16 protein-coding genes and 1 pseudogene are annotated in these 25,475 nt (G+C 64.0%); 10 read left to right on the top strand and 7 right to left on the bottom strand.

The window, feature by feature from the left end:
• Window positions 1–26 precede the first annotated feature (26 nt).
• Genes NG697_RS13235 through NG697_RS13250 form a run of 4 tightly spaced genes read left to right on the top strand, consistent with a single transcriptional unit; the run spans window position 27 to window position 8,381 of the window.
• Window positions 27–668 (top strand): SAF domain-containing protein, encoded by a 642-nt coding sequence (locus tag NG697_RS13235; protein WP_058931940.1) that lies wholly within the window; start codon window positions 27–29, stop codon window positions 666–668.
• Window positions 665–1,972, top strand: coding sequence for a CpaE/TadZ family protein (locus NG697_RS13240; RefSeq protein WP_252614455.1), 1,308 nt, complete (start codon window positions 665–667; stop codon window positions 1,970–1,972). The genes NG697_RS13235 and NG697_RS13240 overlap by 4 nt, the downstream gene beginning before the upstream one ends.
• Window positions 1,973–2,029: 57 nt before the next feature.
• Window positions 2,030–6,883 (top strand): NAD-glutamate dehydrogenase, encoded by a 4,854-nt coding sequence (locus NG697_RS13245; protein WP_252614456.1) that lies wholly within the window; start codon window positions 2,030–2,032, stop codon window positions 6,881–6,883.
• Between the two features lie 28 nt (window positions 6,884–6,911).
• Window positions 6,912–8,381: a sensor histidine kinase gene (locus tag NG697_RS13250; protein WP_056343739.1), complete on the top strand. Its 1,470-nt coding sequence runs from the start codon at window positions 6,912–6,914 to the stop codon at window positions 8,379–8,381.
• A gap of 103 nt (window positions 8,382–8,484) precedes the next feature.
• Here the strand turns inward: NG697_RS13250 and NG697_RS13255 are convergent, their stop codons facing one another.
• Entirely contained in the window at window positions 8,485–8,733 is a 249-nt protein-coding gene (locus NG697_RS13255; RefSeq protein WP_003804966.1) for a WhiB family transcriptional regulator, read from the bottom strand.
• 231 nt (window positions 8,734–8,964) lie between these two features.
• Between NG697_RS13255 and NG697_RS13260 the strand changes: the two genes are divergently transcribed.
• Window positions 8,965–9,402, top strand: a complete 438-nt coding sequence (locus tag NG697_RS13260; protein ID WP_252598223.1) for a hypothetical protein — start codon at window positions 8,965–8,967, stop codon at window positions 9,400–9,402.
• Between the two features lie 14 nt (window positions 9,403–9,416).
• On the opposite strand, the gene NG697_RS13265 is transcribed toward NG697_RS13260, so the two are convergent.
• Window positions 9,417–13,484 carry a type VII secretion EssC family protein gene (locus tag NG697_RS13265; RefSeq protein WP_252614457.1) on the bottom strand — a complete coding sequence of 1,356 codons (4,068 nt, stop codon included), beginning with the start codon at window positions 13,482–13,484 and terminating at the stop codon, window positions 9,417–9,419.
• A 190-nt stretch (window positions 13,485–13,674) separates the two neighbouring features.
• Between NG697_RS13265 and glf the strand changes: the two genes are divergently transcribed.
• Both glf and NG697_RS13275 read left to right on the top strand, forming a co-directional pair.
• On the top strand, window positions 13,675–14,862 hold the full coding sequence (gene glf, locus NG697_RS13270; RefSeq protein ID WP_252614458.1) for a UDP-galactopyranose mutase: 1,188 nt from the start codon (window positions 13,675–13,677) through the stop codon (window positions 14,860–14,862).
• A gap of 206 nt (window positions 14,863–15,068) precedes the next feature.
• Window positions 15,069–16,829 carry a glycosyltransferase gene (locus NG697_RS13275; protein WP_308293091.1) on the top strand — a complete coding sequence of 587 codons (1,761 nt, stop codon included), beginning with the start codon at window positions 15,069–15,071 and terminating at the stop codon, window positions 16,827–16,829.
• A 56-nt stretch (window positions 16,830–16,885) separates the two neighbouring features.
• On the opposite strand, the gene NG697_RS13280 is transcribed toward NG697_RS13275, so the two are convergent.
• Window positions 16,886–18,454, bottom strand: a complete 1,569-nt coding sequence (locus NG697_RS13280) for a DUF2142 domain-containing protein (RefSeq protein ID WP_308293020.1) — start codon at window positions 18,452–18,454, stop codon at window positions 16,886–16,888.
• Window positions 18,455–18,529: 75 nt separating this feature from the next.
• Between NG697_RS13280 and NG697_RS13285 the strand changes: the two genes are divergently transcribed.
• Together NG697_RS13285 and NG697_RS13290 are read left to right on the top strand one after the other, a co-directional pair.
• Window positions 18,530–19,012 carry a GtrA family protein gene (locus NG697_RS13285; RefSeq protein WP_252609102.1) on the top strand — a complete coding sequence of 161 codons (483 nt, stop codon included), beginning with the start codon at window positions 18,530–18,532 and terminating at the stop codon, window positions 19,010–19,012.
• 82 nt (window positions 19,013–19,094) lie between these two features.
• A pseudogene (locus NG697_RS13290) lies at window positions 19,095–19,761 on the top strand (IS256 family transposase); the annotation flags it as partial.
• A 649-nt stretch (window positions 19,762–20,410) separates the two neighbouring features.
• Here the strand turns inward: NG697_RS13290 and istB are convergent.
• The 4 genes from istB to NG697_RS13310 all read right to left on the bottom strand — a co-directional run bounded on the left by istB (window position 20,411) and on the right by NG697_RS13310 (window position 24,588).
• A complete protein-coding gene (gene istB / locus NG697_RS13295; RefSeq protein ID WP_219885469.1) occupies window positions 20,411–21,142 on the bottom strand; it encodes an IS21-like element helper ATPase IstB in 732 nt (243 codons plus the stop codon).
• Complete coding sequence (gene istA / locus NG697_RS13300; protein WP_252614459.1) at window positions 21,139–22,605, bottom strand: IS21 family transposase; 1,467 nt, start codon at window positions 22,603–22,605, stop codon at window positions 21,139–21,141. The genes istB and istA overlap by 4 nt, the downstream gene beginning before the upstream one ends.
• Window positions 22,606–22,672: 67 nt before the next feature.
• Window positions 22,673–23,779 (bottom strand): putative transposase, encoded by a 1,107-nt coding sequence (locus tag NG697_RS13305; protein ID WP_252614460.1) that lies wholly within the window; start codon window positions 23,777–23,779, stop codon window positions 22,673–22,675.
• The gene (locus NG697_RS13310) at window positions 23,758–24,588 is read right to left on the bottom strand and encodes a putative transposase (protein ID WP_252614461.1); all 831 of its coding nucleotides are present in this window, start codon (window positions 24,586–24,588) and stop codon (window positions 23,758–23,760) included. Before NG697_RS13310 ends, NG697_RS13305 begins: the two co-directional genes overlap by 22 nt.
• A 163-nt stretch (window positions 24,589–24,751) precedes the next feature.
• Here NG697_RS13310 and NG697_RS13315 point away from each other — a divergent pair.
• Window positions 24,752–25,475 (top strand): transposase (locus NG697_RS13315; protein WP_509908557.1); only part of this gene is annotated, 724 nt, incomplete at its 3' end.

Genomic DNA, 25,475 nt, shown 5'->3' on the forward strand with positions numbered 1-25,475 from the left:
TGGACCGGAGCTAGGGGGAGAAGAGCATGAGCCACGATGCTGTTACTACAGGTGCCAGGCTGAAACCGCCGTCGTGGAAGGATCCCCGGCTGCTGGTTGGCGTGCTGCTGGTCCTGGCATCGGTGGTGGGAGTGATCTCGCTGGTTGGCAGCGCTGATCAGACCACCGAGGTTTACGCCGCCCGGGACTCCATTGCGGTGGGTGAGAAGCTGACCGCGGACAATGTGGTCCGGGCCAAGGTCCGCCTGGGTGAGACCGAACAGCATTACGTCACCGTTGAAGCAGGGCTCCCCGACGGGTTGGTCGCAGTCCAAAGAATCGGCAAGAACCAATTGGTGCCCAAGGAAAGTCTGGCCACCGTGGATTCGTTGGACCGCAAGCCCGTGGCCGTGACCATTGAGGAAGCACTGCCGCCGCAGGCGGTTGCCGGGACCCGGGTGGACGTCTGGGTTGCCTTGCCGGATGCCCGCAACGGCTTCAGTGAGCCGAAGCTCCTGCTGCCCGGCGCGGAAATTGCACAGGTGACCGCCGGCTCCACGGCCTTGGGGTCCTCCCGCAATACAGTGCTGATGGTGCTGGTTGCCGACGGCCAGATGCCGGCCATCCTCGGCGCGCAGGCGAACCAGGCCAAGATTTCAGTGGTGTGGAACCCGGGCGGGGCCTCATGAGTATCCCCGTGGTCACTGTGGGCCAGGCCCGCGAGGACGTGGTGGGCGGGTTGGAGCGGCTCCACGGTCCGGTCACGGTGGTCCGTCGCTGCACTGAACTGACGGAACTGCTGGCGGCCTGCCAGAGCGGCCTGGCACGGGCCGCGGTTGTGGCTGACGGCTGCGAGGGCCTGACTGCTTCGCTCGTTGATCGGCTCGGTGCCGTGGGCGTGGCGATCATCGCCCTCACGGATGACGCCGACGAGGCTGCCAGGCTGCGCGGGATCGGTGTGGCCTCCGCACTGACCCGCGTAGAGTCCGCCGCCCTGGCCGGCAGGATTGCCGAGGCCGTTGACCAGCTGACAGGCACCGCCAGGGATGCAACGTTCGGGAGCGGGCTGGGGGACACCAGCGCTGCGTTGCGTCAGCGTCCCGCAGCCCAGGCGGACGTGCCGCCGGCCTCCGGGGCGGGAAAGATCATTGCCGTGTGGGGTCCCGCCGGTTCACCCGGCCGGACCTTCGTCGCGGCCAACATCGCGGGGGAACTGGCTGCGGATGGGAAATCCGTGCTCCTCGTCGACGCCGACAGTTACGGGGCCAGCATCGCCGCAGTCCTGGGCCTGCTGGATGAATCTGCGGGGATCGCGCAGGCCTGCCGGCTTGCGGACCAGGGACTGCTCGACGCCGATGCGCTGCTGAAGGTGGCCACACCTGTCACCACCAAACTTGGAACTTTCCGGGTCCTGACCGGGATCACCCGGGCGGACAGGTGGACCGAACTACGGGCAGCAGCACTGTCGCTGGTGCTGGAACGCGCCAAGGAGGTTGCCGACGTCGTGGTTGTGGACACCGGCTTCTGCCTGGAGGCGGACGAGGAACTCAGCTTCGACACGATGGCTCCGCGCCGGAATGCCGCGACCCTGCGGACCCTGGAACTGGCGGACACCGTCTATGCCGTGGGGGCCGCCGATCCGGTGGGGGTTCCCCGGCTGGTCCGCGGACTCGCGGAGCTCGAGCTGGCAGTGCCGCACGTGTCGCCTGTTGTAGTGATGAACAAGGTCCGGGCGGCGGCGGTGGGGAGATCCCCGGAACGACAGCTGAAGGATGCGTGGGGGCGGTATGGCCCGTCGGCGGAGATCGCAGCCTTCCTGCCGGCGGACAGCCCCGCAGCTGACGCCGCGCTGCTCGGCGGCTCTTTGCTGCTCGAAACAGCGCCGGATTCCAAGCTCAGGCGGGCGATCGCCGATTTGGTTTGTGCAGCTGTCCAGCGATCTTCCCGATCCTCTGTATTTTCTTCCACACCGAGGCTTCGGCGAAAGGGCTAGGCTCACCGTAGGAGCTGCAACGGTGCAGCATCAAACTTGTGATGGAGGCGTTTGTTGATGTCGTCTGGATCCAGCGTGGAGGATCAAGCCTTGGCTATTGGTGACCGGGAGGGGTTCCTGGCGGATTATTACCAGCACCTTGCCGAAGAAGATGCCCGGACTTATTCCCCGGAGGTGCTGGCCAGCCGGGCGGAAACCCACCGCGGTGTCGCCGCGAACCGGCAGCCGGGCCAGGCGAAGGTTTCCATCGTCAACGAGGCGGACAGCAGCGTCGTCTACGTCGTCACGGACGATATGCCTTTCCTTGTTGACTCGGTCAACGCCGAGCTTGTTCGCCAGAACGCCGCCATCGGACTTGTGCTTCATCCACTGTTCGTGGTGACCCGGAACCGGGAAACGGGACAGCTGGTCAAAGTTGACCGCGTCCCGTCCCACATCGGTCTCTCCAGCGGTGATACGGCCGCGATGCCTGTGCTGTCGCACCTCATCGCGCAGGGCGAAAACGCCTCCCACATGGAGTCGTGGATCGCCGTGGAAATCAACCGTGTCTCCGACGAGGCAAAGGCGTCGTTGCTGGACGGGCTGGACCGCATCCTGGGAGACGTGCGCGCCGCCGTCGAAGACTGGCCCAAGATGCGCAACAAGGCCCGACAGATTGCCGCGAGCCTCGACCAGGTGTCCCACCCGGCCCAGATTGCCGAACTGCGGCAGGCGCAGGATCTTCTGCGCTGGCTCGACGACGGCAACTTCACTTTCCTTGGATACCGTGAGTACCACCTCGTCAACGTCGACGGTGAAGATGTACTGGAACTGCGTGAAGACAGCGGTCTCGGACTGCTCCGGGCGAAGCCGGGCGCGCCGCATATGCAGCATCTCACCGACGCCGGCCGAAAAAAGGCCCGCGAAAAGCGGGCGCTCGTGATCACCAAGGCAAACTCACGGTCCACCGTCCACCGCCCCGCGTACCTTGACTACATTGGCGTGAAGAGTTTCGACGCGGCCGGCAACGTCAACGGCGAGCGCCGCTTTATCGGCCTGTTCGCAACCAGTGCCTACGCCGGATCCGTCCGGAACATCCCCGTCGTGCGCGAAAAAGTGGACGCCGTGCTGGGCAATGCCGGCTACCCGCCGGACTCACACTCCGGCAAGGACCTTTTGGGGATCCTGGAGACGTACCCACGCGACGAGCTGTTCCAGATCGAGACCGAGGACCTGGCGGCCACCGCAACCGGCATCCAGAGATTGCAGGAGCGGCGGCGGACCCGGCTGTTCCTCCGGCCGGACATCTACGGCCGTTTTATGTCCGCGGTGGTCTACCTTCCGCGTGACCGGTACACCACCAATGTCCGGCTCCGCATCGAGGAAGAATTACGGACCACGTTCAAGGCTGAGTCCATCGACTACGAGGCGCGGATGACAGAATCGGCCCTCGCCCGCCTGTTCTTCCGGATCCGCCTGCCCAAGGGCAGCGAGGTCAGCCACTTCAACGCCGACGAGCTTGAAGCGCGGCTGGTCCGGGCAGCCCGTTCGTGGAGTGAGGGCATCGCTGAAGTCCTGCGGGAACGCGGCGCCGATGAGCAGGCGAAGGAGCTTGCCGCGATCTGGTCGGAGGCTTTTCCGGCCGGCTACCGGGTGGATTACGAGGTCGAAGACGCGCTGGAGGACATCGCCCGGTTCGAGAAATACGGGGCCGAAGCCGAACGCACGGCCGGTGCCAGGCAGGAACGGCCGGGCGTCCATGTGTACTTGCCCAAGGGCGCCGGTGAAGTCCTGGAGGAGGACGCCCGCGTCAAGCTGTACATGCTGGAGCCCAAGAGCCTGAGCCAGATCCTGCCGTTCTTCCACAATCTGGGACTCGAGGTGCTGGATGAGCGGCCCTTTGAGATCGAGACGGCTGACCAGCGGGACTTCTTCCTCTATGACCTCGGGCTTAAATACCCTGCCGGCATTGATCCGCTGGCCACGGGACAGCTGCTGGCTGACTCGTTCGGTGCCGCCGTATCCGGCGCCGTTGAGTCGGACAGTTTTGACCGGCTGGTGCTGCGTGAGGGGATGCAGTGGCGGCAGATCACTGTCCTGCGGGCCTATGCCCGGTACATGCGGCAGATGGGAAATACCAACTCGGTGGGCTTCATGGCGGACACGCTGCTCGCCAATCCCGATGTCACCAAGGCCCTGACAGCTCTTTTCGAGGCCCGGTTCGATCCCGCCCTGAGCGGGACCGAGCGCCTTGCGGCGCAGGAGAAAGCCCGCGGCGAGCTGTCAGCTGCCATTGAAGAGGTGGCAACCCTCGACGCCGACCGTGTGCTGCGGACCTTGGCGAACCTGATCGAGGCGACCCTCCGCACCAACTACTACCAGTACAAAACGCACCTGAGCTTCAAGCTCGATCCTGCCCGGATTGAGGGGCTGCCGTTCCCGCGGCCGATGTTCGAAATCTGGGTCTATTCCCCGCGGGTTGAGGGCGTCCACCTGCGCTTCGGCAAGGTGGCCCGCGGCGGCCTGCGCTGGTCTGACCGGCGCGAGGATTTCCGGACGGAGATCCTTGGCCTGGTGAAGGCGCAGACCGTCAAGAACGCGGTCATCGTTCCCACCGGGGCCAAGGGCGGCTTCTTCGCCAAGCGGCTGCCCGATCCTGCCGCGGACCGTGCCGCCTGGATGGCGGAGGGTGTTGAAAGCTACAAGACGTTCATCCGGGGCCTGCTGGACCTCACTGACAACCTCGTCACCGGAGCCGAGGGCGAAACTGTTGTGCCGCCGTCGGACGTTGTCAGGCACGACGACGACGATTCCTACCTTGTGGTGGCGGCGGACAAGGGGACGGCCACGTTCTCGGATATTGCCAACGGGCTGGCCGCAGAATACGGGTTCTGGCTCGGTGACGCGTTCGCCTCCGGAGGTTCGGTGGGTTACGACCACAAGGCCATGGGCATCACGGCCCGTGGCGCCTGGGAGTCGGTCAAACGTCACTTCAGCGAGTTCGACGTTGATACCCAGACCCAGCCGTTCAGCGTAGTGGGCGTGGGTGATATGTCCGGCGATGTATTCGGCAACGGCATGCTCCTGTCCCGGCATATCCGGCTGCTGGCAGCGTTCGACCACCGGCACATCTTCCTTGACCCCGCACCGGAAACGGAATCGTCGTTCGTGGAACGCCGGAGGCTGTTCGAACTGCCGCGGTCCTCGTGGGACGACTACGACAAATCCCGCATCAGCGAAGGCGGCGGCGTGTACGCCCGCCAGGCCAAGTCCATTCCGGTCTCGCGGCAGGTCCGGGCGGCCCTGGGCCTGCCCGCGGCGACCACCGAGCTCAGCCCGCCGGAGCTTCTCCGCGCTATCCTGCTCGCCCCCGCCGACCTGCTCTATAACGGCGGGATCGGAACGTACGTCAAGGCCAGCACCGAGTCCAACGCCTCCGTGGGTGACAAGGCCAACGACAGCATTCGCGTGGACGGCAAGGACCTGCGGGTCAAGGTGGTTGGCGAAGGCGGAAACCTGGGCATGACGCAGCGCGGCCGCATCGAAGCCGCCCTGCAAGGGGTCATCCTGAACACCGACGCGATCGATAACTCGGCCGGCGTCGACTGCTCCGACCATGAAGTGAACATCAAGATCTTTGTGGACCGGATGGTGGCTGCGGACAAACTGACCCCGGAGGAACGGGCAGGCTTCCTCGCCTCCATGACGGACGAGGTAGGGCGGCTGGTCCTCGAGGACAACGTGGACCAGAACATCCTGCTCCTGAACGACCGGATGCGGGTGGCCGAGTGGAGTCCCAGCTATGAGCGACTCATGGACTGGCTGGAAAAGTCGGCTGACCTGAAGCGTGACCTTGAAGCCCTGCCCAGCACCGAAACCCTGCGGGAGCGCCTAAGCCAGGGCCAGGGGCTGACGTCACCAGAGCTCTCGGTGCTGGCGGCCTACGCGAAGATCGAGCTGGCCTCGGCGCTGCGTGACAGCGACCTCGCCGACGATCCGTGGTTCCGGGGGACGCTGCGGGCGTACTTCCCGCAGCAGCTGCGCGAACGGTTCGACGCCGAGCTGGACACCCATCCGCTGCGGCGCGAGATTATTGCCACGGTGGTGGCCAACGACATGATCAACCTGGGCGGCATCACGTTCGCCTTCCGGACCATGGAGGAAACGTCGGCCACGGAAGTGGCTGTGGCGAAGGCCTTTGTGGCGCTCCGCGAGATTTTCGACCTGAACACCATGGTGGGGGAGCTGAACAGCCTGCCGGCGTCGTTCCCCACAGAGCACTGGAGCACCGTCCACCTGGACATCCGTCGTCTGCTGGACCGCGCTGTCCGGTGGCTGCTGGCGCAGGGCGGCACGTCCCGGCCCATCGCTGACACCGTGGCCGAATTCAAGCCGCTCCTGGACCCGATGCGGGCCCGGCTCCTGGACTACCTGCGTGGCGATGACCGTGACCGCGTTGCGGACTGGCTGGAGACCGCGCGCGCGTGGGAACTCCCGGAGGGGCTTGCCTTCCGGTGGGCGGAGCTCTTCGAGAGCTTTGTCCTGCTGGACATCGCCAAGATCGTGCATGCCCGTAAGGAGCCGGTGGAGGAGATTGCGGCCGTTTACTACACAGTGTTCAACCGCTTCCACGCTGACAGGCTGCTGGAACGGATCAGCAGCCTGCCGCGCCAGGACAGGTGGCAGGCACTGGCCAGGGCCGCACTCCGGGATGACCTCTATTCCACTGTGTCGGACATGACGACGGCGGTACTCGAGTCGACGGCGTCAGGGGACTCCGCGGAGGACAGGCTGAAGGACTGGGAACGCCAGAATGCCGAGCAGCTGGGCAGGGCAAAGAGCATGTTTGACGAGGTCAACTCGCTCGAGGCCGACGACATGGCCTCACTGTCGGTAGCATTGAGGCTCTTGAGGTCAATCGTCCGACGCTAGGAATCCCGGCGTCGTAACTGGAGGTGCAGTGGCAATCTTTACGGACCCCATCAGGGAACACGCTGATTTCGGGCCGGGCGATGCCGAATGGCTGCACCTCCTGGTGGGCGACTGGCAGATGGTCGCTGACCTGGCGTTCGCCGACTTGGCGTTATGGTTCCCGCACCCGGATCACGGCTATGTGGCGCTGGCCCACGTCAGGCCGTCCACCACGCACACCGTGTTCCACGGCGACTTTGTGGGCGAGCCCATCCGGCAGGACCTGCAGCCGCTGGTGGACAAGGCCTGGAGCAGCCGTGCCATCGAGCGGTCCAGTGAGACCAACTGGAGCACTGACATGGCGTTGCGGGTGGAGGCTGTGCCGATGGTGCGCAACGGCCGGACCCTGGCTGTGGTGACCACCCACATGGACCTGTCCAGTTCCCGGATGCCGTCCCGCCTGGAGCTGACGTACCGGCAGTGCGCCTACGATCTCCTCCGGATGGGAACGCTGGGGCTGTGGCCTGACTTTGCCTCGCCTACCGGTTCGCGCCGCGGCGCGCCTCGTGTGGGGGACGGCCTGATCAGGCTCGATGCCGAAGGAATTGTGCAGTACGCAAGCCCCAACGGGGTATCGGCCTTCCGGCGGCTGGGCGACGGCGAGTCGCTGGAAGGCCGTTCCCTGGCCGAGGTGACCGCCGGCCTGCTGAAGGACCGGCGGCTGGTGGACGAGACGCTGCCGCTGGTGGTGACGGGGCGGATGCCGTGGCGTAGTGAGATTGAATCCCGTGGTGTGAGCCTGTCGCTGCGGGCCATCCCGCTGCGGGATGAGCAGCAGCGCTTTGGTGCGCTGGTGCTGTGTCGGGACGTGTCCGAACTGCGGCGCCGGGAGATGGAACTCGTTACCAAGGATGCGACCATCCGCGAGATCCATCACCGGGTGAAAAACAACCTGCAGACCGTAGCGGCCCTGCTGCGTATGCAGTCCCGCCGGATGGTCAGCGACGAGGCCAAGCAGGGCCTGGAGCAGGCGATGCGGCGCGTGGCCACCATCGCGCTGGTCCACGAGACCCTTTCACAGGGATTGGCGCAGAGCGTTGACTTCGACGAGCTGATCGGCCGCCAGTTCAGGCTTTCCGCAGAGGTCGCCTCGCCATCGCAGCAGGTCAAGACCGAGCGGTCCGGACTGTTTGGGGAACTGCCCAGCGACTTCGCCACCCCGCTGGCACTGGTCATTAACGAACTGGTGACCAACGCCGTCGAGCACGGGCTCGAAGGACGGACCGGCACCGTGTGGCTCATCGCGGACCGTTCCGAGGAGGAAGACGGCGAGGAACTGCTGACCGTCACCATTGCCGACGACGGTGTGGGACTGCCGGATACGCCGCACGTCGAGGGGCTGGGGCTGCAGATTGTCCGCACGCTGGTCACCAGTGAGCTGGGCGGCACCATCGCGTGGCACCCGCGCGACGGCGGCGGAACGGCTGTCCAGATCCGCCTCAGCCTGGCGGCCAGGTAGCCCGGAGACCTTGCACGTGACTTAACAGCCGATGGCCGCAACCCGGAAGGGTTGCGGCCATCGTTGTGTGAGGCTGTTGGTGCTAGGGCCTTAAGGACCGAGCCTAGGAGGCGCGGCGGGCCCGTGCGGCGCGGCGCTTAAGGGCACGGCGTTCGTCTTCGCTCATGCCGCCCCAGACGCCGGCGTCCTGGCCGGACTCGAGAGCCCACTGGAGGCACGTGTCAACGACGGGGCAGCGGCGGCAAACGCTTTTGGCTTCCTCAATCTGGAGGAGGGCAGGCCCTGTGTTTCCTACGGGGAAAAACAGTTCCGGGTCCTTGTCGAGGCACGCCGCGCGGTTACGCCAATCCATGCTGATCAGTTGCTCCAATTCTGGGAAAAGCTCTTTGTGAAATAATTCACTAGTAGCTACAAAGGAAAAGGGCCCTGAGGGGCCCCCTTGGTCATCTCAGTCAAGCCTGTCATGTTAACGCTGTGTAAACAAGGGGTAATACAGCTTGAAATCCCCGGATAGCTGAGCGATACATCACACGGGCATTGCCGACCCCCGCCACTGTCCGACTATCTCCGGTAGGGTGCCAGTGTGTCAAGACCCCCCACGAACCCTGCAGATCCGTCGCCATCCACGCGCCCGCGCGGCATTGTGGCGATAGCTCTTGTTGTTGCCGCCGAGGCCACCGCGCTATTGGTTGCCGCCGCCTGGTACGGCTACGAACTCCTGACCGGTGCACCGGTCCTGTCCTTTTGGGGAGCCGTATTTACTCTGGTCCTCTTGCTCGCTTTCTCGGCCTGGCTCTATTCGGTGGGGCACTTCCTCTTCCGTGGGCGCCGGTGGACGAGGGCAGCGGCGCTGGTCGCCCAGCTGTTTGTCCTTACTATCGGCGTCCCGACCCTTACCGGCGGCGTCATTTGGGCGGGGATCGCCATGGTGGTGCCGGCGCTTGCGGCCATAGTGCTCCTGTTCGACAGACGCGTCATCAGCTACGCATCCCGGACAGGCGATTCGCCTCCGGCGTTCTAGGCGCCACCGGCACTTTAGGCGGCCAATCCGTCCTTCGACTGATCAAGCGGTACCCAGCCCAACTGGACGGCGGTGGCGCGGCCGTTCTGGATGAGAACGCTCCGTCCCGGTGGCGGGTTGGGTTCCACCTCGAAGCGGACCCCTAAGAGGTCGCCGTCCATAAAGGTCCGGGGCGCGATCAGGATGCCGCAGCCCAAGTTGCGTGCCTGGAGCGCCAGTGGAACCCGCTGGGCGAGTATCGGACTGTATCCCACAGTCATAACCACCGTGATTCCAAGCGTGTTGAGGTCGGCAAGGTCACGGGTGACGTCCTGCAGCAACAGGTCCGCATCGTCAACCAATGCCACCGAGTTCCGTTCCAGACCGCCCGTGGTGGCTTGGCTGAGGATCCCGGACCAATAGGCACCCGGTTCGGTGTCCTGCGCCGGCATAAGCCACGGTCCTGCTTCAGGGTTGACCTTTGGCAGGAGCCGGAGAAAGGACGACTTGCCAGACGAAGGGCCGCCCAGCACGGCCAGCACCCCACCCGCAGGCGCCCGGACGGATATCGGTTCAAGTTCGTCGCCGCCCACGCCGATGCGGAGGACGCGCTGCCACATTGGGATCCTGCCTTTCAGTTCAGCCGGGATCTGAGGGGCCGCTTGGTTCAGGATCCGGGCCGCCGGAACCACGGCCGGCAGGGGCTCCACTCGGAATGGTCGACGCCGCAGGGAGGGCTCCGGCGCTTGGGCTACCCCCGGATCTGCGGCCTCAGCGCCAGCCGTGAAGAACTGGCAGACTGTAGTTCTTCCATTCGACAGCGCGCCCACAGCGACGCCTCTTCCCACCGCGGGCGCTGTCGGAGGCAGTTTCGGCCAGGCAATCCGGCTGTCGTCGCTGGATCCCGTCGGGAAGTACACGCGGTTGGGTACGGCTGCGAAGAACCTGGAAGTGACCAGTTCCCGCTGTCCCGAGATGATCACCGTGATACCGGCCCGGTTTCCATCCCGGACAAGGTCATGGAGAACGTCCTCGGCCCACACCAACGGCCCGGCACGTAAGGTCGAGAGCCAGGATCCCCAGCCGGCGATCACGAGCACGAGCGGTATGTCGTCGTCAGCGGCGGGACGTCCCAGCCGGAGTGACTGCTCCCGTGCCAGACGCTCCAGGATGCGTACGGCACGGCGAAGCTCGTGCAGTCCTGCCGTGGCGCCCACCCGGCAGTGGGAAGCCAACCCCACGAACGAACTGTCCGGGTCCAGCACATACAAATGGGATTCCCGGGCGTGGGATGCCAAACCGAGGACTGCCAGCAGGATGGCCTCGGGCACTCCTGATTCCGGTCCGCCAACAAGGGCCAGGTGTCCGTGGCCGGCAGGTTCCCAGATCAAGGGTGCGGTTCGCTGTTCGGCGGGCAGGTCCATCAGGCCGAGCGTTACGGACCAGCTGGTGGCACCGGCGTCGGCCTTGGTCCTGTCACTGGCGCCATCGTGGTCGTCAGCGTCGCCTTCAACGGTCCCGGGGGTAGACGAGCCTGCAGGTTCGGGGAGGAGATAGGGGAGTGGTGCAGCAATCGGCTTCCGGATGGCCGGACGGTTCATGGTCTCCCACAACGCGGACATGGAAGCTATCAACGGGGCGGTTGCCTCGGCAGGCGTCGGGTCATCGCCGGCGGATCCGGAACCCCCCAGCACTGCATGGGCATCGATGTACTCGGACGCCAACCATACCGAGATTCCGGCGGGTTCGGATCGGATGGCTCCGGCTGTCAGCGATCCGGCCTGGAACTCCAGCGGAGCCTCCGTTCCGCGAGCCAGATAAGCCCGGCCCGGAGTATCGACGCTGATCCCGGCCGCGGCTTTCGAATTGATGATGTCCACGGATTCCATCTCCGACTGGACGCGCAACGCGATGCTGGTGGTGACGTTGGCGCGGATGTCCGCCGTCAGCGCGCCCTGGGGCCGTTGTGTGGCCATGATCAGGTGGATGCCCAGGGAACGGCCGATGGCGGCGATCCTCATCAATTCCCGGAGCGATTCGGGAGCATCCTCCACCAGCATCCGGAACTCATCTATGACAATTACAAGCTGGGGGAGCGGCGACGCGCGGCCCGCCGACGTTGCCCGGAATGACGTCAGGTCCGGTGCCTGAACTGCCGCAAGGCTCTGTTCCCGGAATCTGATCTCGGCGCGGAGGGACTGCAGGGCGCGTTCGAGCTCATGGCTGCTCAGGTCGGTGAGCATACCCACACAGTGCGGGAGCCCGGTCAGGGGGCCGAGTCCGGAGCCGCCCTTGAAATCCACAAAGAGGAAGGTGATGCGGTCCGGCGCGTAGCTGAGGGCGAGAGCAACAGTGAGGCTGCGCAGGAGTTCGGATTTTCCTGAGCCGGTGGTCCCGGCGACCAGCAGGTGGGGTCCGTCGTTTTGGAGATCGAGTGTCCGTAGACCCTCAAGACCGCGCCCGATGGGAACGGTAAGCCCGGGCAAGCTGTTGTTTGCTGACCATCGCCTGGATGTTTCGGGCGTGGAGTGGGGGAGCAGCTCTGCAAGCCGGCAGGACGTGGGGATGGACCGTCCCGCACCGACTGGCTGGTTTGCCTCCCGCGCCAGTCGACGGCAAAACCTGTTGAAGACCTCAATGGGCGCCAGATCAGGAGCGAATCGGATGCTGTTATCACCGTCATTGAACACAGACAAGCGTTCACCGAGTTCCACGTCAGCATTCGTCAGCGCTGACCCGTCTTCGGGGGCATGGATGACCTGCCAACCGTGTTCCAAGGCCGTTGCTGTGATCCTGGCCGAGGACTCCGTGCCGTCCACAAGAAGGAGCAGTCCGTGTCCATGGGCAGGCCCGACGCCGCGTTCGAGCAAGGCTCCGATGGTCCTGGAGTTACTGGAAAGCGTGACACCGTCCAGATACCGTGCGGCGAGGGGGAGATGCTCCGCCTTGCCGTGGACGACCACCCGGGTGTTCCGGCCCAGCGGATAGCCGGCAAACTGCATCAGGAGTGCGCGCACCAGCCCGTCGACGGCGGCGCGTGGCCCGCGGATGGTGGTGAGGGGTCTGGCCGGACTCAGCGTTAGTGGCAGCATGCCGGCTGAAGGGACAGCGCGTCCCGGATCCGTGGGCTCGAACCGGAGGTTGGCCGGCTGGTTTGCCTGGCCCAGCCGCAGCCAGATGCCCTTGCTGGTGCGCGGCCCGGCACGGTCCCTACCTGTTGTATCCCCGATGGTCAGGTCCGAGAGCGGCGGCGCGGCCCGCCGTCGTCGTTCCTGGTCCTGGGTGACCGCGGCTCTGACCGCGGCAGCGAGATCGCGGCGTTGCCGGCGCCCGCCGATCACCGGCACCAAGATGGAGATCGCCGAGACGGCCGTGAAAGCCAGGAACATCCACATTCCGGTCACGACGGCAAGCCCCACGCCAATGACCACCGGCAACACAGCCGTCAGAAGCAGGGCCGCGCGGTTCGTGGGATCGTCGCGCCGGCTAACAACCAACGGCTCATGGACATCCATCCCCGCGTCGGCCAGGCCGTCACCCGAACGCTCAAGGAACACCAACGACATGGTGGAGTTGCCGCAACGAATGGTGGAGCCCGTCGAAATCGAGGCATTCCGCACGCGCTCGCCGTCCACAACAGTGCCGTTGGCGCTGTCCAGATCAACAATCGCTATGGCTGTCTCGGTGACCACCAGGTGTGCGTGGGCCCGCGAAACGTCGGCGTCTGGGATGAGAATATCGGCATTGCTGCGGCCGATGGTGTACATGCCCCGCCGCAGCGGCACAACCGTCCCCGCACCGGCACCGCTGTGGACGGCCAATGCCAGTGACGCCGGAGGCTCGGAGGTGCGCTGCCGGGACCTGCGCGCCGTCAGGTCCGCCCCGTCGACGAGCGTGGCTCCGTTGACAAGCGGAGGCTGTCCGAGCCTGAGGTCAGCGACGTGCTGGCCGGCGACAGAGACAATCCCGGTCCCGAAGCTTGCCGTCAGCGCGGCCTGCAGTTCCGCACCGGCACCCCCGTGTGGACCCTCGATGGTCAGCTCCACGGGCGGCGCCTGGAGAGCTGCGCCCGGGCTCCGAACGAGCGTGCAGTGCAGCGGCATGATGTGTACGTCCTAACGGTCAGCTTGTCTCTAAAACTAGCCATCACGTGGGACGGTGTCGTGGGGCGAGGTGCCGTATGTGGATAAGGACTGAGCTGCCGGATTAGTAGGTCACGAGGGGGTCTCGGGTAGGCTGGTGCAGCAGACAATGCGCAACATTGCGCTGCCCGCATTCGAACCAGGAGATTTTGTGACCGCTGACCTCGTCATCGTAGGGTCTGGCTTTTTCGGCCTGACAATCGCAGAACAGGCCGCCACTGAGCTCGGCTTGAAGGTGGTCGTCCTCGACCGCCGCCACCACATCGGTGGGAACGCGTACAGCGAAAAGGAAGAACAGACCGGGATCGAGGTGCACCGCTACGGCGCCCACCTGTTCCACACCTCCAACGAGCGTGTATGGGAGTACGTGAACCGGTTCACCACCTTCACGAACTACGTCCACAAGGTCTATGGCGTGCACAAGGGCGAGGTCTATTCCCTGCCCATCAATCTGGCCACTATCAACCAGTTCTTCCGCGCCAACCTGACGCCTGGCCAGGCGCAGGCTCTGATCCAGGAACAGGCTGGCGAGCTCGCCGGGACCGATCCGCAGAACCTGAACGACAAGGGCATCCAGCTCATTGGACGGCCGCTCTATGAGGCGTTTATCAAGCACTACACCGGCAAGCAGTGGCAGACCGATCCCAAGGACCTGCCCGCGGGCATCATCTCCCGCCTCCCGGTGCGCTACAACTACGACAACCGGTACTTCAACGACAAGTATGAGGGTCTGCCGACTAACGGCTACACGGCCTGGATCGAAAAGATGGCGGAACACCCGAACATCGAAGTTCGGCTCAACACCGACTTCTTCGACGAGTCGCACGAATACAGCAAGGACAAGGTCGTCGGCAACATCCCCGTGATCTACACGGGTCCGGTGGACCGTTACTTCGACTTCGCAGAGGGCGACCTCTCGTGGCGCACGATCGATTTCGAAAAGGAAGTGCTCGACGTCGGCGATTTCCAGGGAACGTCGGTGGTCAACTACAACGACGCCGAAGTGGCCTACACGCGGATCATTGAGCCCCGTCACTTCCACCCCGAGCGCGACTACCAGACGGAAAAGACCGTCGTCATGCGCGAATTCTCGCGTGCCGCCGAAAAGGGCGACGAGCCCTACTACCCGATCAACACTGCCGCGGACCGGGAACGGCTGCTGAAGTACCGTGACCTCGCTGCTGCGGAGAAGGACGTCCTCTTCGGCGGACGGCTTGGCACCTACAAGTACCTCGACATGCACATGGCCATTGGGTCTGCGCTGTCAATGTTCGACAACAAGATCCGTCCGCACTTTGAAAGCGGCGCAGCGATCGAAAGCGGAGGCGTAGACGCGTGAGTGAAGCGCCGGGCTGGGCGACGCTCCAAAGGGTGATATTCCCCCCGGAGTCAGGCGTGGACACGATGTCGCTCTACGCCGACGCCGGCCCGGCAGCGGGTGTGCGCATTAGGGAGAGCGACGAGTTTGCCCGGAATCCCAAGCGAACCGAAGATAAACTCCATCTCGTTGGCTCAAGCCCACGCGAGGTGCACTTTGACGACGTTATGTCCCGGCACTCGATCAGGGTGCGTTCGGGGGAGCAGCTCTCGTTGGGCACGTACTTTAACGCCTTCCCGGCAGGATATTGGCGGCGGTGGACCGAGGTCCGTGAGGTGCGGCTCGTCGTAGAGACACGCGGCCACGGGACCATCTCCGTCTACAAGTCCAATGCCCGGGGAACCATTCAGCGTGTTGACGGATCGAGGCTCGAAGGGGAATCTTCTACCGAGTTCCTGCTGTCGCTGAAGCCATTCGGGGATGGCGGCTGGTATTGGTTTGACCTGGCCTCAAGCCAGGAGGATCTGGTGCTGGACCGTGCGCGCTGGGAGGGCCCGCAAACCGCGGGACCGGCCCAAAGCGTGACAATTCAGGTTACGACGATGAACAAGCCGGACTTTTGCCTTGCAAATGCCCGGATCCTCGCGGATCATCCTGAAGCTCTGGACCTGGCGCATGAAGTACTGATCGTCGACCAGGGAACGAACAAGGTCGCTGATCAACCGGGATTCGAAGAATTGGCCAGTCGGCTCGGCGAGAAGCTGCGCATCATTGAGCAGGCCAACCTGGGCGGCTCCGGCGGATTCGCACGCGGAATGTACGAGGCCGTAGAGAACGGCAGCGACTACGTCCTGTTGCTGGACGATGATGTCGTCCTTGAGCCGGAGAGCATCGCACGGCTGATGTCATTTGCAGCCCACTGCAAGACGCCAACGATTGTTGGCGGGCACATGTTCGACCTCTACAGCCGTAGCACTTTGTATTCGATGGGTGAGATCATCGATGCCCACCGCATTTCGCCTGATCAGCCCCACCAGGACATGCAGATGCGCCACGATTTCAGCGTGTCGAACCTTCGGCAGACACCGTGGATGCATCGCCGTTTTGATGTTGATTACAACGGGTGGTGGATGTGCCTGGTCCCGACGTCAGTCATCAGGGAAATCGGGCTGCCGCTTCCGCTGTTCCTCAAGTGGGACGATTCGGAATATGGCCTTCGCGCCAGGGCGGCAGGTATCCGCACGGTGTCCCTGCCGGGGGCCGCTTTGTGGCATATTTCGTGGATTGACAAGGACGACCTCGTCGGGTGGCAGGCGTATTTCCATAGCCGCAACAGGCTGATCACGGCGCTCTTACACAGCCCGCACGCCAAAGGTGGCGGCGTAATCCGTGAGTCCCTGCAATCCGACATCAAGCACCTTGTCTCCATGCAGTACTTCACCGAAGAAAGCCGCCTGAAGGCGATGGCGGACTTGTTCGAGGGGCCGGGGCATCTTCACCCGTCGCTGGCGACCAAACTGCCCGATATCATTAGCATGCAGGCCGAACACTCCGACGCCCAGATGCGGGAGGACCTTGACGATTTCCCGGCGCCGTCATTGGGTGGCGGCCCGTCCACCGCGTCCCGGATAGGGATGCCCCACAAGAAGGACATGGTCAAGTGGGGCCTGACAACGGTGGCACGCCAACTGGTTAGCCGGCCGTCCGAAGAGGCCCTGGCAAGGCCGCAAAGCCACCTAGCCCATGTGGACAATCGCTGGTTCCGCCTGGCTCACTACGATTCCGTTGTGGTCTCCAATGCGGAGGGGACAGCGGCCTCATGGTACAAACGGGACCCGCGGAAGATGAGGGCCATGCTCGCGCGGGCCGGGAGCCAGCACGCGCGCTTGTATAAGTCGTGGGAGTCATTGGCGGAGGCATACCGCTCAGCACTGCCGGAGTTGGTTTCCATGGAAGCCTGGCGGAAGACCTTCGGCCTGGACCGCTGAGCCCAGGCAGATTGCATGAATGCGGCGCCCCCACTGTTGTGGGGGCGCCGCTCGTCTTAACTTTCGGAAGTAGTCCGGCCGCTGAGAGCCGGGGTCTGGCGAGTTGTCAGCAGACGATAGAGGCAAACGCCAGCAACGGAGAGGACCGCAATGTAAGCGACCGTTAGACCTTGCCAGGAAAACGGCGGCTGCCACTCTGGATCGAACATTTCGCTCCAGTTAATGTGGTCGCCTCGGATCCCAACGGTGTACCGGCGGAGACCCTCGAGCAGGAGGTAGGTGTGTGCGACGACACCGAGCACTAGGCTCCAACGGACGATGGAAGTCGACCATGGTGTCACTTTGAAGGGCAGGAACCGCGCAGCGACTCCTGTAGCTAAAATCAGCAGGACTACCAGTGCCAGCGCGTAACGGCCCTGCCAGATCCACCCAATAGTTTCGCTGGAGCCGGCCTGAAGAGCAGGTGGGATTGCAACGAGGGCTACAGTGAGCAAAGCAACTGGCCAGCGGAGCCTGGTGGGTCGGGCAGTGAACGACAACAAGAGCATTGCCCCAAATCCGAGCACCCATGTGTACACGACGGCCATCGGAGGATTGGTGTCGAGTGAGCCCAGCACGCCAACATACTCGCGCATATACCCGACCGTCCGGTCCAGCATGAGGAGGGCTGCTTCGTCAGCCGGGATTGGCGGCGTCACCGCAAAGAGACTGTCCAGGCTCCTGGCGGTAATGCTCCACCAAAGTGCGAAGAGACACGACAAAGCAACAATTAGTGCTGACAGCTGGAAGGACTTTGTCACCAGCACTGTGCGAATTGACGACAGATTATGTCCGAGAAGTGCGGCCGCAAGTGCCACAGCGATCCACAAGAAGGACAGCGGCCTGGTGTTTGATAGGAGAACTCCGGAGGCTGTCACGATAACTGCGGGAAGCACGTTGAGATGAGGGTGTGTTCGCTGTTCGAGCATGAGGCAAAGACCCATATAAAACGCTCCGGCCGTGCCGATCTCCAAGGCATTCGGGTTGACTGAACCGGTGAGGAACAGCACCGCCGGCGTGACTGCGATTGTCGAGGCGACCACCATGAGTGCGCTTCGACGCATCGATGTGGCCGCATAAAAGATTGCGGCAAGGAAAAACGCTGTGAGCCAAGAACTGATCAGCCGCATCGCGTAGAGGGCTGCCTCGCCGGTCAATCCGTGGCTGCCCAGTCCAACAATCGCATAGTACACGGGATTGTAGTTGCCCGCAGATGTCTCAGCGGGCACGAGACCGTTCTCCGCCCCAATGGACCGGGCGCAGGCAGGAGTAATTTCTGGATGAGTTGCAAAGCAGTTGTAGTTGCTGAGGTCGGCGATGTACTTGGGGACTTGGACCGTCAGCGACTCCCCTTGGACTCCCGAGCTGCCTCCGGAAAATTGACCCCGTGTAACTGCGGCCGCTTTGATCACGTGGGCCGTTTCATCCGGTGCAGACATGAGAGGTGATGCAAAGGACCAGATGTTGCCCGCGGCCCCGAGCAATAGCCACGAAACGAAGAGAACTACGACTGGGGATGGCCGACTGCTGGGAGAGGAACGGTGCCGTCGGTTAGCCATCGGCCCGCATGACGTGGATATCTGCATGGTAGTTTTAACAATACGTGGAGGTCGGCCGTGGCAGGTTTGTATGCTCCGTTCTACCCGGGAGACACCACTCACATGCGCAGTCCAACCGCACGAACCCTACGACGAACCAGGCTTCAGGAATGGTTGCCGGCGAGGCTAAGGCGCCTGCTTCGAATTCTCGCGGAGAGTCCCGTCATCAGGTTTCTCATAGTTGGCGGACTGTCCTTCGCTTTGGACCTCGGCATCCTGGCAATTCTCCACGAAGGTGTCGGCGTCGACCTTTGGATTGCTACCCCTATAGCCTTTATAGCCAGCTTGGTATTCAACTTTCTTCTCCAGCGCATGTTCACATTCCGCGCGACCAATCACCGCGCGGTGAGCGCCGCCAAATACCTGCTCCTCGTGCTCGTCAATATCGTAGTCAGCGATTTGATTGTCATAAGTTTTGACTCTAAAGGGTGGTCCTACGTAGCTGGAAAAGTGACAGCTACAGTCCTGACTACAGTCTGGAACTACCTTCTGTACCGTCATTGGATTTTCAAGAGCAGCGAAAGTGCGGCAAAGGTCAGTAGCTAACCTCTCTTCGATGGGACTGTGGAAATGACGGTGTATCCGGCTCGACACGCCGGGCGGTAAGCCTGGCGGGGAGGAGCCCGATATGGCCGCAACACTTGAGGCTGTGCCGAGTACGAAAACCGCTGAGAAGAAGACAGAAATATCCGAGGCTGACGCTGCCCGCGAACTGGTCAGAATGGCGAGGGAACAGGGCCTGTCCCTGACCGGTCCGCACGGTCTGCTCAAGCAGTTGACCAAGACCGTGATCGAGACCGCGCTCGATGAGGAAATGACCGAGCATCTTGGATATGAAAAGCACGATACAGCGGGGGAAGCAGACCGCGAACTCCCGCAACGGGGTGCGGCCGAAAACGGTGTTGACGGAGACCACCGGCCCGGTGGAGGTGGACGTGCCGAGGGACCGGGAAGGCACGTTCGAGCCGGTCATTGTGAAGAAGCGCCAGCGCCGCCTGACCGGTGTCGATGAGATGGTCCTCTCGCTCTATGCCGAGGGCCTGACCACCGGGGAGATCAGTGCGCATTTCGCTGAGATCTACGGTGCGTCGGTGTCGAAGGAGACGGTCTCGCGGATCACCGACCGGGTGCTTGAGGAGATGGCCGCATGGCAGAACCGGCCACTCGATGAGGTCTACGAGGCGATCTTCATCGCCGCCATCGTCGTCAAGGTCCGCGACGGGCAGGTCGCCAACCGGCCGATCTACGCCGCGATCGGCGTGACCCTGGACGGGGAAAAGGACATTCTGGGGCTCCAGGGCTCCTGACATGGTGAGGTATTCCGTGTGGGGTCAGGGGTTTTTGATTTCGTAGCGCAGGGTGAGGCCGGTGCCGGGGTAGCGGGTTTGGGTGGTGGTGAGGTGCTGGCAGAGCTTGCGGATTGCCGTGGTGGCCCGTGGTGTGTGTGGGGAGCGGGTCCAGGCGGATGGTGAGGTATCCGGGGGTGGTGGTGTCGATGTCGCCGCTGCCGGTGAGCGCCTGGCGTGCCAGGGTGTGGGCTTCCTGGGTGGCGCGGGCGTAGCCGGTGTTCGTGCGGATCTCCCGGGCGAGGATCGTGGCGGTGTTTGAAGGCAGCCATCCTGACCGCGTGGGTGATGAGTTTGGTCTCGGTGTCCAGGACCTGTTGGCCGGATGAGAGTTCTCCCAGCGGGACCCTGACGGGGATCTTCTGGTGGGCGGCTTCTGCCTGGTCCAGTGCGGCTTCGGCGGTAAGGAGCGGGGCGGTGACCGCGTTGCACAGGTGTTGGTGATGATGACTTCGCTGGTGCCTGGCGCCGGGGTCCGCAGCGCGAGCATCGCGGCGTCTGTTCGGGCCAGGATGTGTTTCGTCAACTTTAAGTAGGCCATTTCAGCGCTAAGAATCAGGCCACCTCGGCACGTTTCCAGGCCATTTCAGCTGTTTGGTTATTTCATCAGGGCATTTTTGACCCGGTAGGACTCACCACGGAATTGCAGCAGGCGCCCGTGGTGCACCAGCCGGTCGATGACGGCTGCTGCCATGTTGTCGTCCCCGAACACCGTTCCCCAGCGGGAGAATTCGAGGTTGGTGGTGATGATGAGGCTGCGTTTTTCGTAGCCGTCGGCGATGACCTGGAACAGCAGTCTGGCCCCTTCGGTATCGATCGGGAGGTATCCCAGTTCATCGATGGCCAGGAGCTGGTTTTTGGCCAGGGAAGCGAGCTCCTTGTCCAGCCGGTCCTCGTCCTTGGCCCTGCGCAGCATCATGACCAGGGCGGAGGTGGTGAAGAACCTGGCTGGGATGCCCTGTCGGCAGGCGGCTGCCACCAGGGCGGTGGCCATGTGGGTTTTGCCGGTGCCCACGTCCCCGTAGAGAACCAGGTCCTGGGCCCGGTTGATGAACTCCAGGGATTCGAGGGGTTCGCGGCCGTAGTCCTCGGGGAACCTGACACTGGTGTAGTCGAATCCCGTGAGTGTTTTCAGGGCAGGGAGCCTCGCGGATTTCAGCAACCGCTGGCGGCGTGATTCCTGCCGGGATTCGTGTTCGGCCAGCAGCACCCCGTGCAGGTATTCGCGCTGTTTCGGGGTGCCTTTCTCGGCCCATTCGGTCAACACGCTGCCGGTCAGTGAGGCATGTTTGCCCGCTTCGAGGATGTCCTGGACGGTGATCGGGTTCATGCGACTTCTCCGGTGCTCGTGTTCAGGGTGGTGAAGGTGTCATAGACGCTTAAGTCCACGTTGGCTGCCGCCGGTTCGGTGCCGTGGGCTAACCGGCGGGCGAGCATCCCCAGGGCTGCCATGTCCGGAGTGTCTCCGCGCCGGATCAGCGTGTCGGCGGCGGCCATCGCGGCATCGAAGCCGGCGGACCCGGACGCGGCATCCACCGCGTTGAGCAGGCGGCGACGGTCCGTGGGCGCCGCGGCATCGAGCCAGTCGCGGACCGGGTCGGTGACCAGAGCCCGCAACGGGGAATGGCTCCAGGCTCCAGGCTTGGTCACCAGCAGCGGAACCAGAGACGCGGGGTCGAAGATCGTCTCGGCCTGCCGGCCGAACACCCGGTCAAAGGACCGGACCGGCTCGGAGTGCTCATCGAGGATCTGCACCACGTCGTGGCGCAGCCCCACGGTGAGCATCCGCCCATGGAAGGAGGACCCGGCGGCGTAGGTGTTCCCGTCAATGAGCAGGTTCCCGGTCTTGTCGGCCTTGCGCGATTCGTAGCGCACCGGGTCGAACCCGACTCCGGGCAACTCCAGGGATGAGGCAACGTCGTGGGTGAACAGCTCGCCCAAGGGCAGGCCCTTGCGGTAATGCGTGGTGGTGGCCAACGCGTCGCACCGGGCCATGAGCACCTCGTTCAAGGCCTGCAGGCTGGAGGCCACGGGTTCGGGAACCATGAGGTTACGGCGCAGGAACCCGACCGCGTTTTCCACGTTCCCTTTTTCATGCCCGGAGTACGGGTTGCAGTAGCGGGATTCGGAGCGGTAATGCAGCTTGAACGCCCCGAACAGTTTTGACTCCACGACCTTGGTGCCCACCCGGCGCCCGATGCCGGTGGCGTTATCAAAGACCAGGTGCCTCGGTGCGGCCCCGATGTGCTCGAACACCTTCCGCAGTCCGTGGCAGACGCATTCGGCGGTCTCGCCGCGGTATGCCTGGACGAAGCGCATGTTCGAGAACGGGAAGGTCACCACCAGGATGTGCAGGACCTGCCGGATCCCGGCGATGATCGCCTCTGCCTGCCCGAAGTCGACCTGCGCGGTGCCGGCGGGCCACACCAATTCGGTGAAACCTTCACCAGCGATCCTGTTGCGGGCCGTCCATTTCTTCACGAACCGCTGCACCGGGGAATACGTGCCGGTGAAACCATGCTCGTCCACAAGCCGGCCAAAGACGCGTTTGGCCGTATGCCGCTGCTTGCGGTTCCGGCGCTGGTCCTCGCCGAGCCACGCTTCGATAATGTGCTTGAACCCAGTGAGCACCGAGGCCCCGTGCCGGGCCAGCGGCGCCGGCGGTTCCGGGGAGTAGTTCTCCTGATCGGCGTACTTGGTCACCGAGGACCGGCTAACGCCCAGCCTGCGGGCGATCTCCCGGCCCGGGACTCCCTGGGAGTCCAGCCTTCTGATATTTTCTTGTACGGACATGGGTACCGTCATCTGCTTTCCAGCCCTTCCGGCGCATACGCTTCGCAATGGCAGCGCCGTAAGGAACCTATCTGGGGGTGGCGGGCCCATGTCCCTGACACTCTGGAAGGGCCCCGGCCACCCGGTGATCTCTATCTCCAGGCAAGCTCCCGAAACCATGATTTCGGGAAGAAAAACTGGCCTGATTCTTACCGCTCTTTTGGCCTGAAACGAGCCACCAACTTGGCTCAAATTCGTGGCTGAAACGGCCTACAGATAGTCGATCACACACAGCCAGGACCTGGGTGTTGTGGGCGCGGGCGGCGACTACGTGTTGGTAGGCCTTTTTCTTTTCCGGGTTCGGCACTGACCTTTCGGGGTCATCCCCGGTGCTGGTGTAGGCGTCGTGGGAGTCCAGATCGAAATGGATGCGGGCGTAGCGGAAGTAGTTTTCCTGCCGCCAGCGGGAGCCCATCCGGTAGATCACCTCACCGGCAGGCATCCCCTGATCGGTGGTGAGGATGTGGATCTGCCGGGTCCTCCCGCCCGTGGCGGGGACGATGCGGCTGATCTGCCGCATCCGAAACGCTTCCCCGGTGGCGGCCAGGAGCAGATCAACGGCCGTGTCCGCCGCCTTCCAGGTCCTGGTGTGTCCGTGGGCGTCAACATGGGCGACCTCGGTGAAGCTGTCCTTGGGGATGTCAGCTGTGGCGCCTTTGCGCCAGGTGAGGACGTCAAAGCCAGCCTCGTCCATGTGCTTGAAAAGAGCCGGTGACCAGCCTCCCCGGTCAAAACCGACCAGCACCCGCCGGGAGTCGCCGATGATGGTGCGCAACTGTGGCAGCAGCGCCCGCAGTTCACCGGTCAGGGCGGTGCCGGGTTTGGCCATGACCACCAGCACCGGGGACCCGTGGGCGTCAGAGACCCAGGTTTCCTCGGTCGCCGGGGTCGGGAACTTCAGCCTCGTGGAGTGGACCTTCCCGATCTTCTTCCCGCCCTGGTAGGCGCGGACGTGCCCGTCAACATAGAGAACAGCGGCCAGATCCCCACCCTCACCATCGCCACCATGACTATCGCCGTTTTCTGGGTTCAGGTGGTGGGTGGCGAGGGCGGTGAGCAGGTCCCCGGCCTTGCCGGTTTCGGCCAGGTGGCCGATTTTGCGGCGGATGGTTTTTACTTCCGGGGCCCGGTCCATGCCCAGCACCCGGCCCAGGCCGCGGGGTCGATCCGGGTGGCGCCTTCGGCACGGGGTTCCCCGGCCAGGGCCCGCAGCACAGCGTCAAGGAGCATGGTTTCCAGCCCGTAAAACCCGTCCGGCAACGCCCTGAACGTTGCCTTCGCGCAGGCCAGCAGCCCGGTGGCCTCCAGCGCCGGCAAGGCCAGGAACAGCCCGGCCAACGGCACCCGGGCCGCCGGAGCAAACACCGGGGCCGCGCATTCGAGCAGCCCGGCACGGGCTGCTGCCCGTTCCCCGGAGCGGTCCATCGGCTCCGGCAGCACGGGCAACACCAGCTGTGTTGGCCCCACTGGTGACTCGTCCGTTTCCGCCACGGGTTCCAGGGCAGTGGTCTCTTGGAAGTTCAGGGCGCGCCGGACAGTGTCGGTGGAGACCCCGGCCGCTGCTGCCGTTGTCCGCAGGCTCGCGCCACCGGCGCGGAGGCGGCGGATCTCGGCCGCTTTCTCCCCGGTCAGTACCGTCGGGCCCTTGGGGCCTTTCTTCACCGGCGCCAACGCGGCCACACCCTCACCGGTGACGCTGATTCGCCAGCGGCGCAACGACTCCGGAGTGACACCAAACCCTGCCGCAACCTCGTTGACCCGCGCGGCGCCGGCCCGCACTAACTGCACGGCGGCCAGGCGACGCAGGTCATCCTGGCCGGCATCCCACACCCAGCACAACTGGCCGTTGAGGAAAACCTTGCCGCTCTCGACGTTATTTTCCAACAACGCCGCAGATGCCCCGATCAGCACGGCACCCAGGTCAGCGATCAAGGGAAGGGGCATCTGGGTGAATACTGGCTTCCAAGGGAGCCACCTGCCGTGCGCTTCAGAGCCACCTGCCCAGATCACGGATCGTGTCGTTCAGAGCCACGATTGGCGTGGTTGAGAGCCACCTGAAAAGCTCCTCCCACCATGTGATGGCCACGTGGTGGGAGGAGTACCGGTAATGGTACGGAAGATCAAGGCGAAACTTGTCTTGCAGTTACGAAATCAGGGTTTATCAGGCAGGTCGATCGCCTCGGCGCAGGGCATCGCGCGCAATAGCGTCCAGGCGGTGCTCGATGCAGCGGACCGGCTCGGCGTCGTCTGGGATGACGTCGCGGAGCTGTCGGAAGCCGAGGTGTATGCGGCCGTGTTCCCCGGCCGCGGCGTTCATGAGAGCGTCTTCGCGCAGCCGGACTGGCCCCGGGTTCACACTGAGTTGGCCCGGGTCGGGGTGACGTTGAAGCTGTTGCACCAGGAGTATGTCGACGCAGCGTCCATGGCGCAGGCAACGATGAGCTATGACCGGTTCTGCCGCCTCTATGGCGAACACGCCGCCGTCTCGGGGGCGACGTCAAGGGTCGGGCACAAGGCCGGCCGCAGTATCGAGGTCGACTGGTCCGGACCCACGATGCAGCTGTTGGATCCGACGACGGGTGAGCTGTCGAGGGTGTATTTGTTCGTCGCGTGCCTGCCGTTCAGCCGGTATGCGTTCGTGGAAGCGAGCCTGGACATGAAGCAGGAGTCGTGGCTGCGCGCCCACACGGCGATGTTCGCGTTCTTCGGGGGCAGCGTCCCGCGCCTGGTCCCGGATTATGTTCCGCGGAACATAATCGGGCACCAGGTGCCTCGGTGCGGCCCCAATGTGCTCGAACACCTTCCGCAGCCCGTGGCAGACACACTCGGCG

This window comes from Pseudarthrobacter raffinosi (assembly GCF_023913835.1).
GTDB lineage: Bacteria > Actinomycetota > Actinomycetes > Actinomycetales > Micrococcaceae > Arthrobacter > Arthrobacter raffinosi.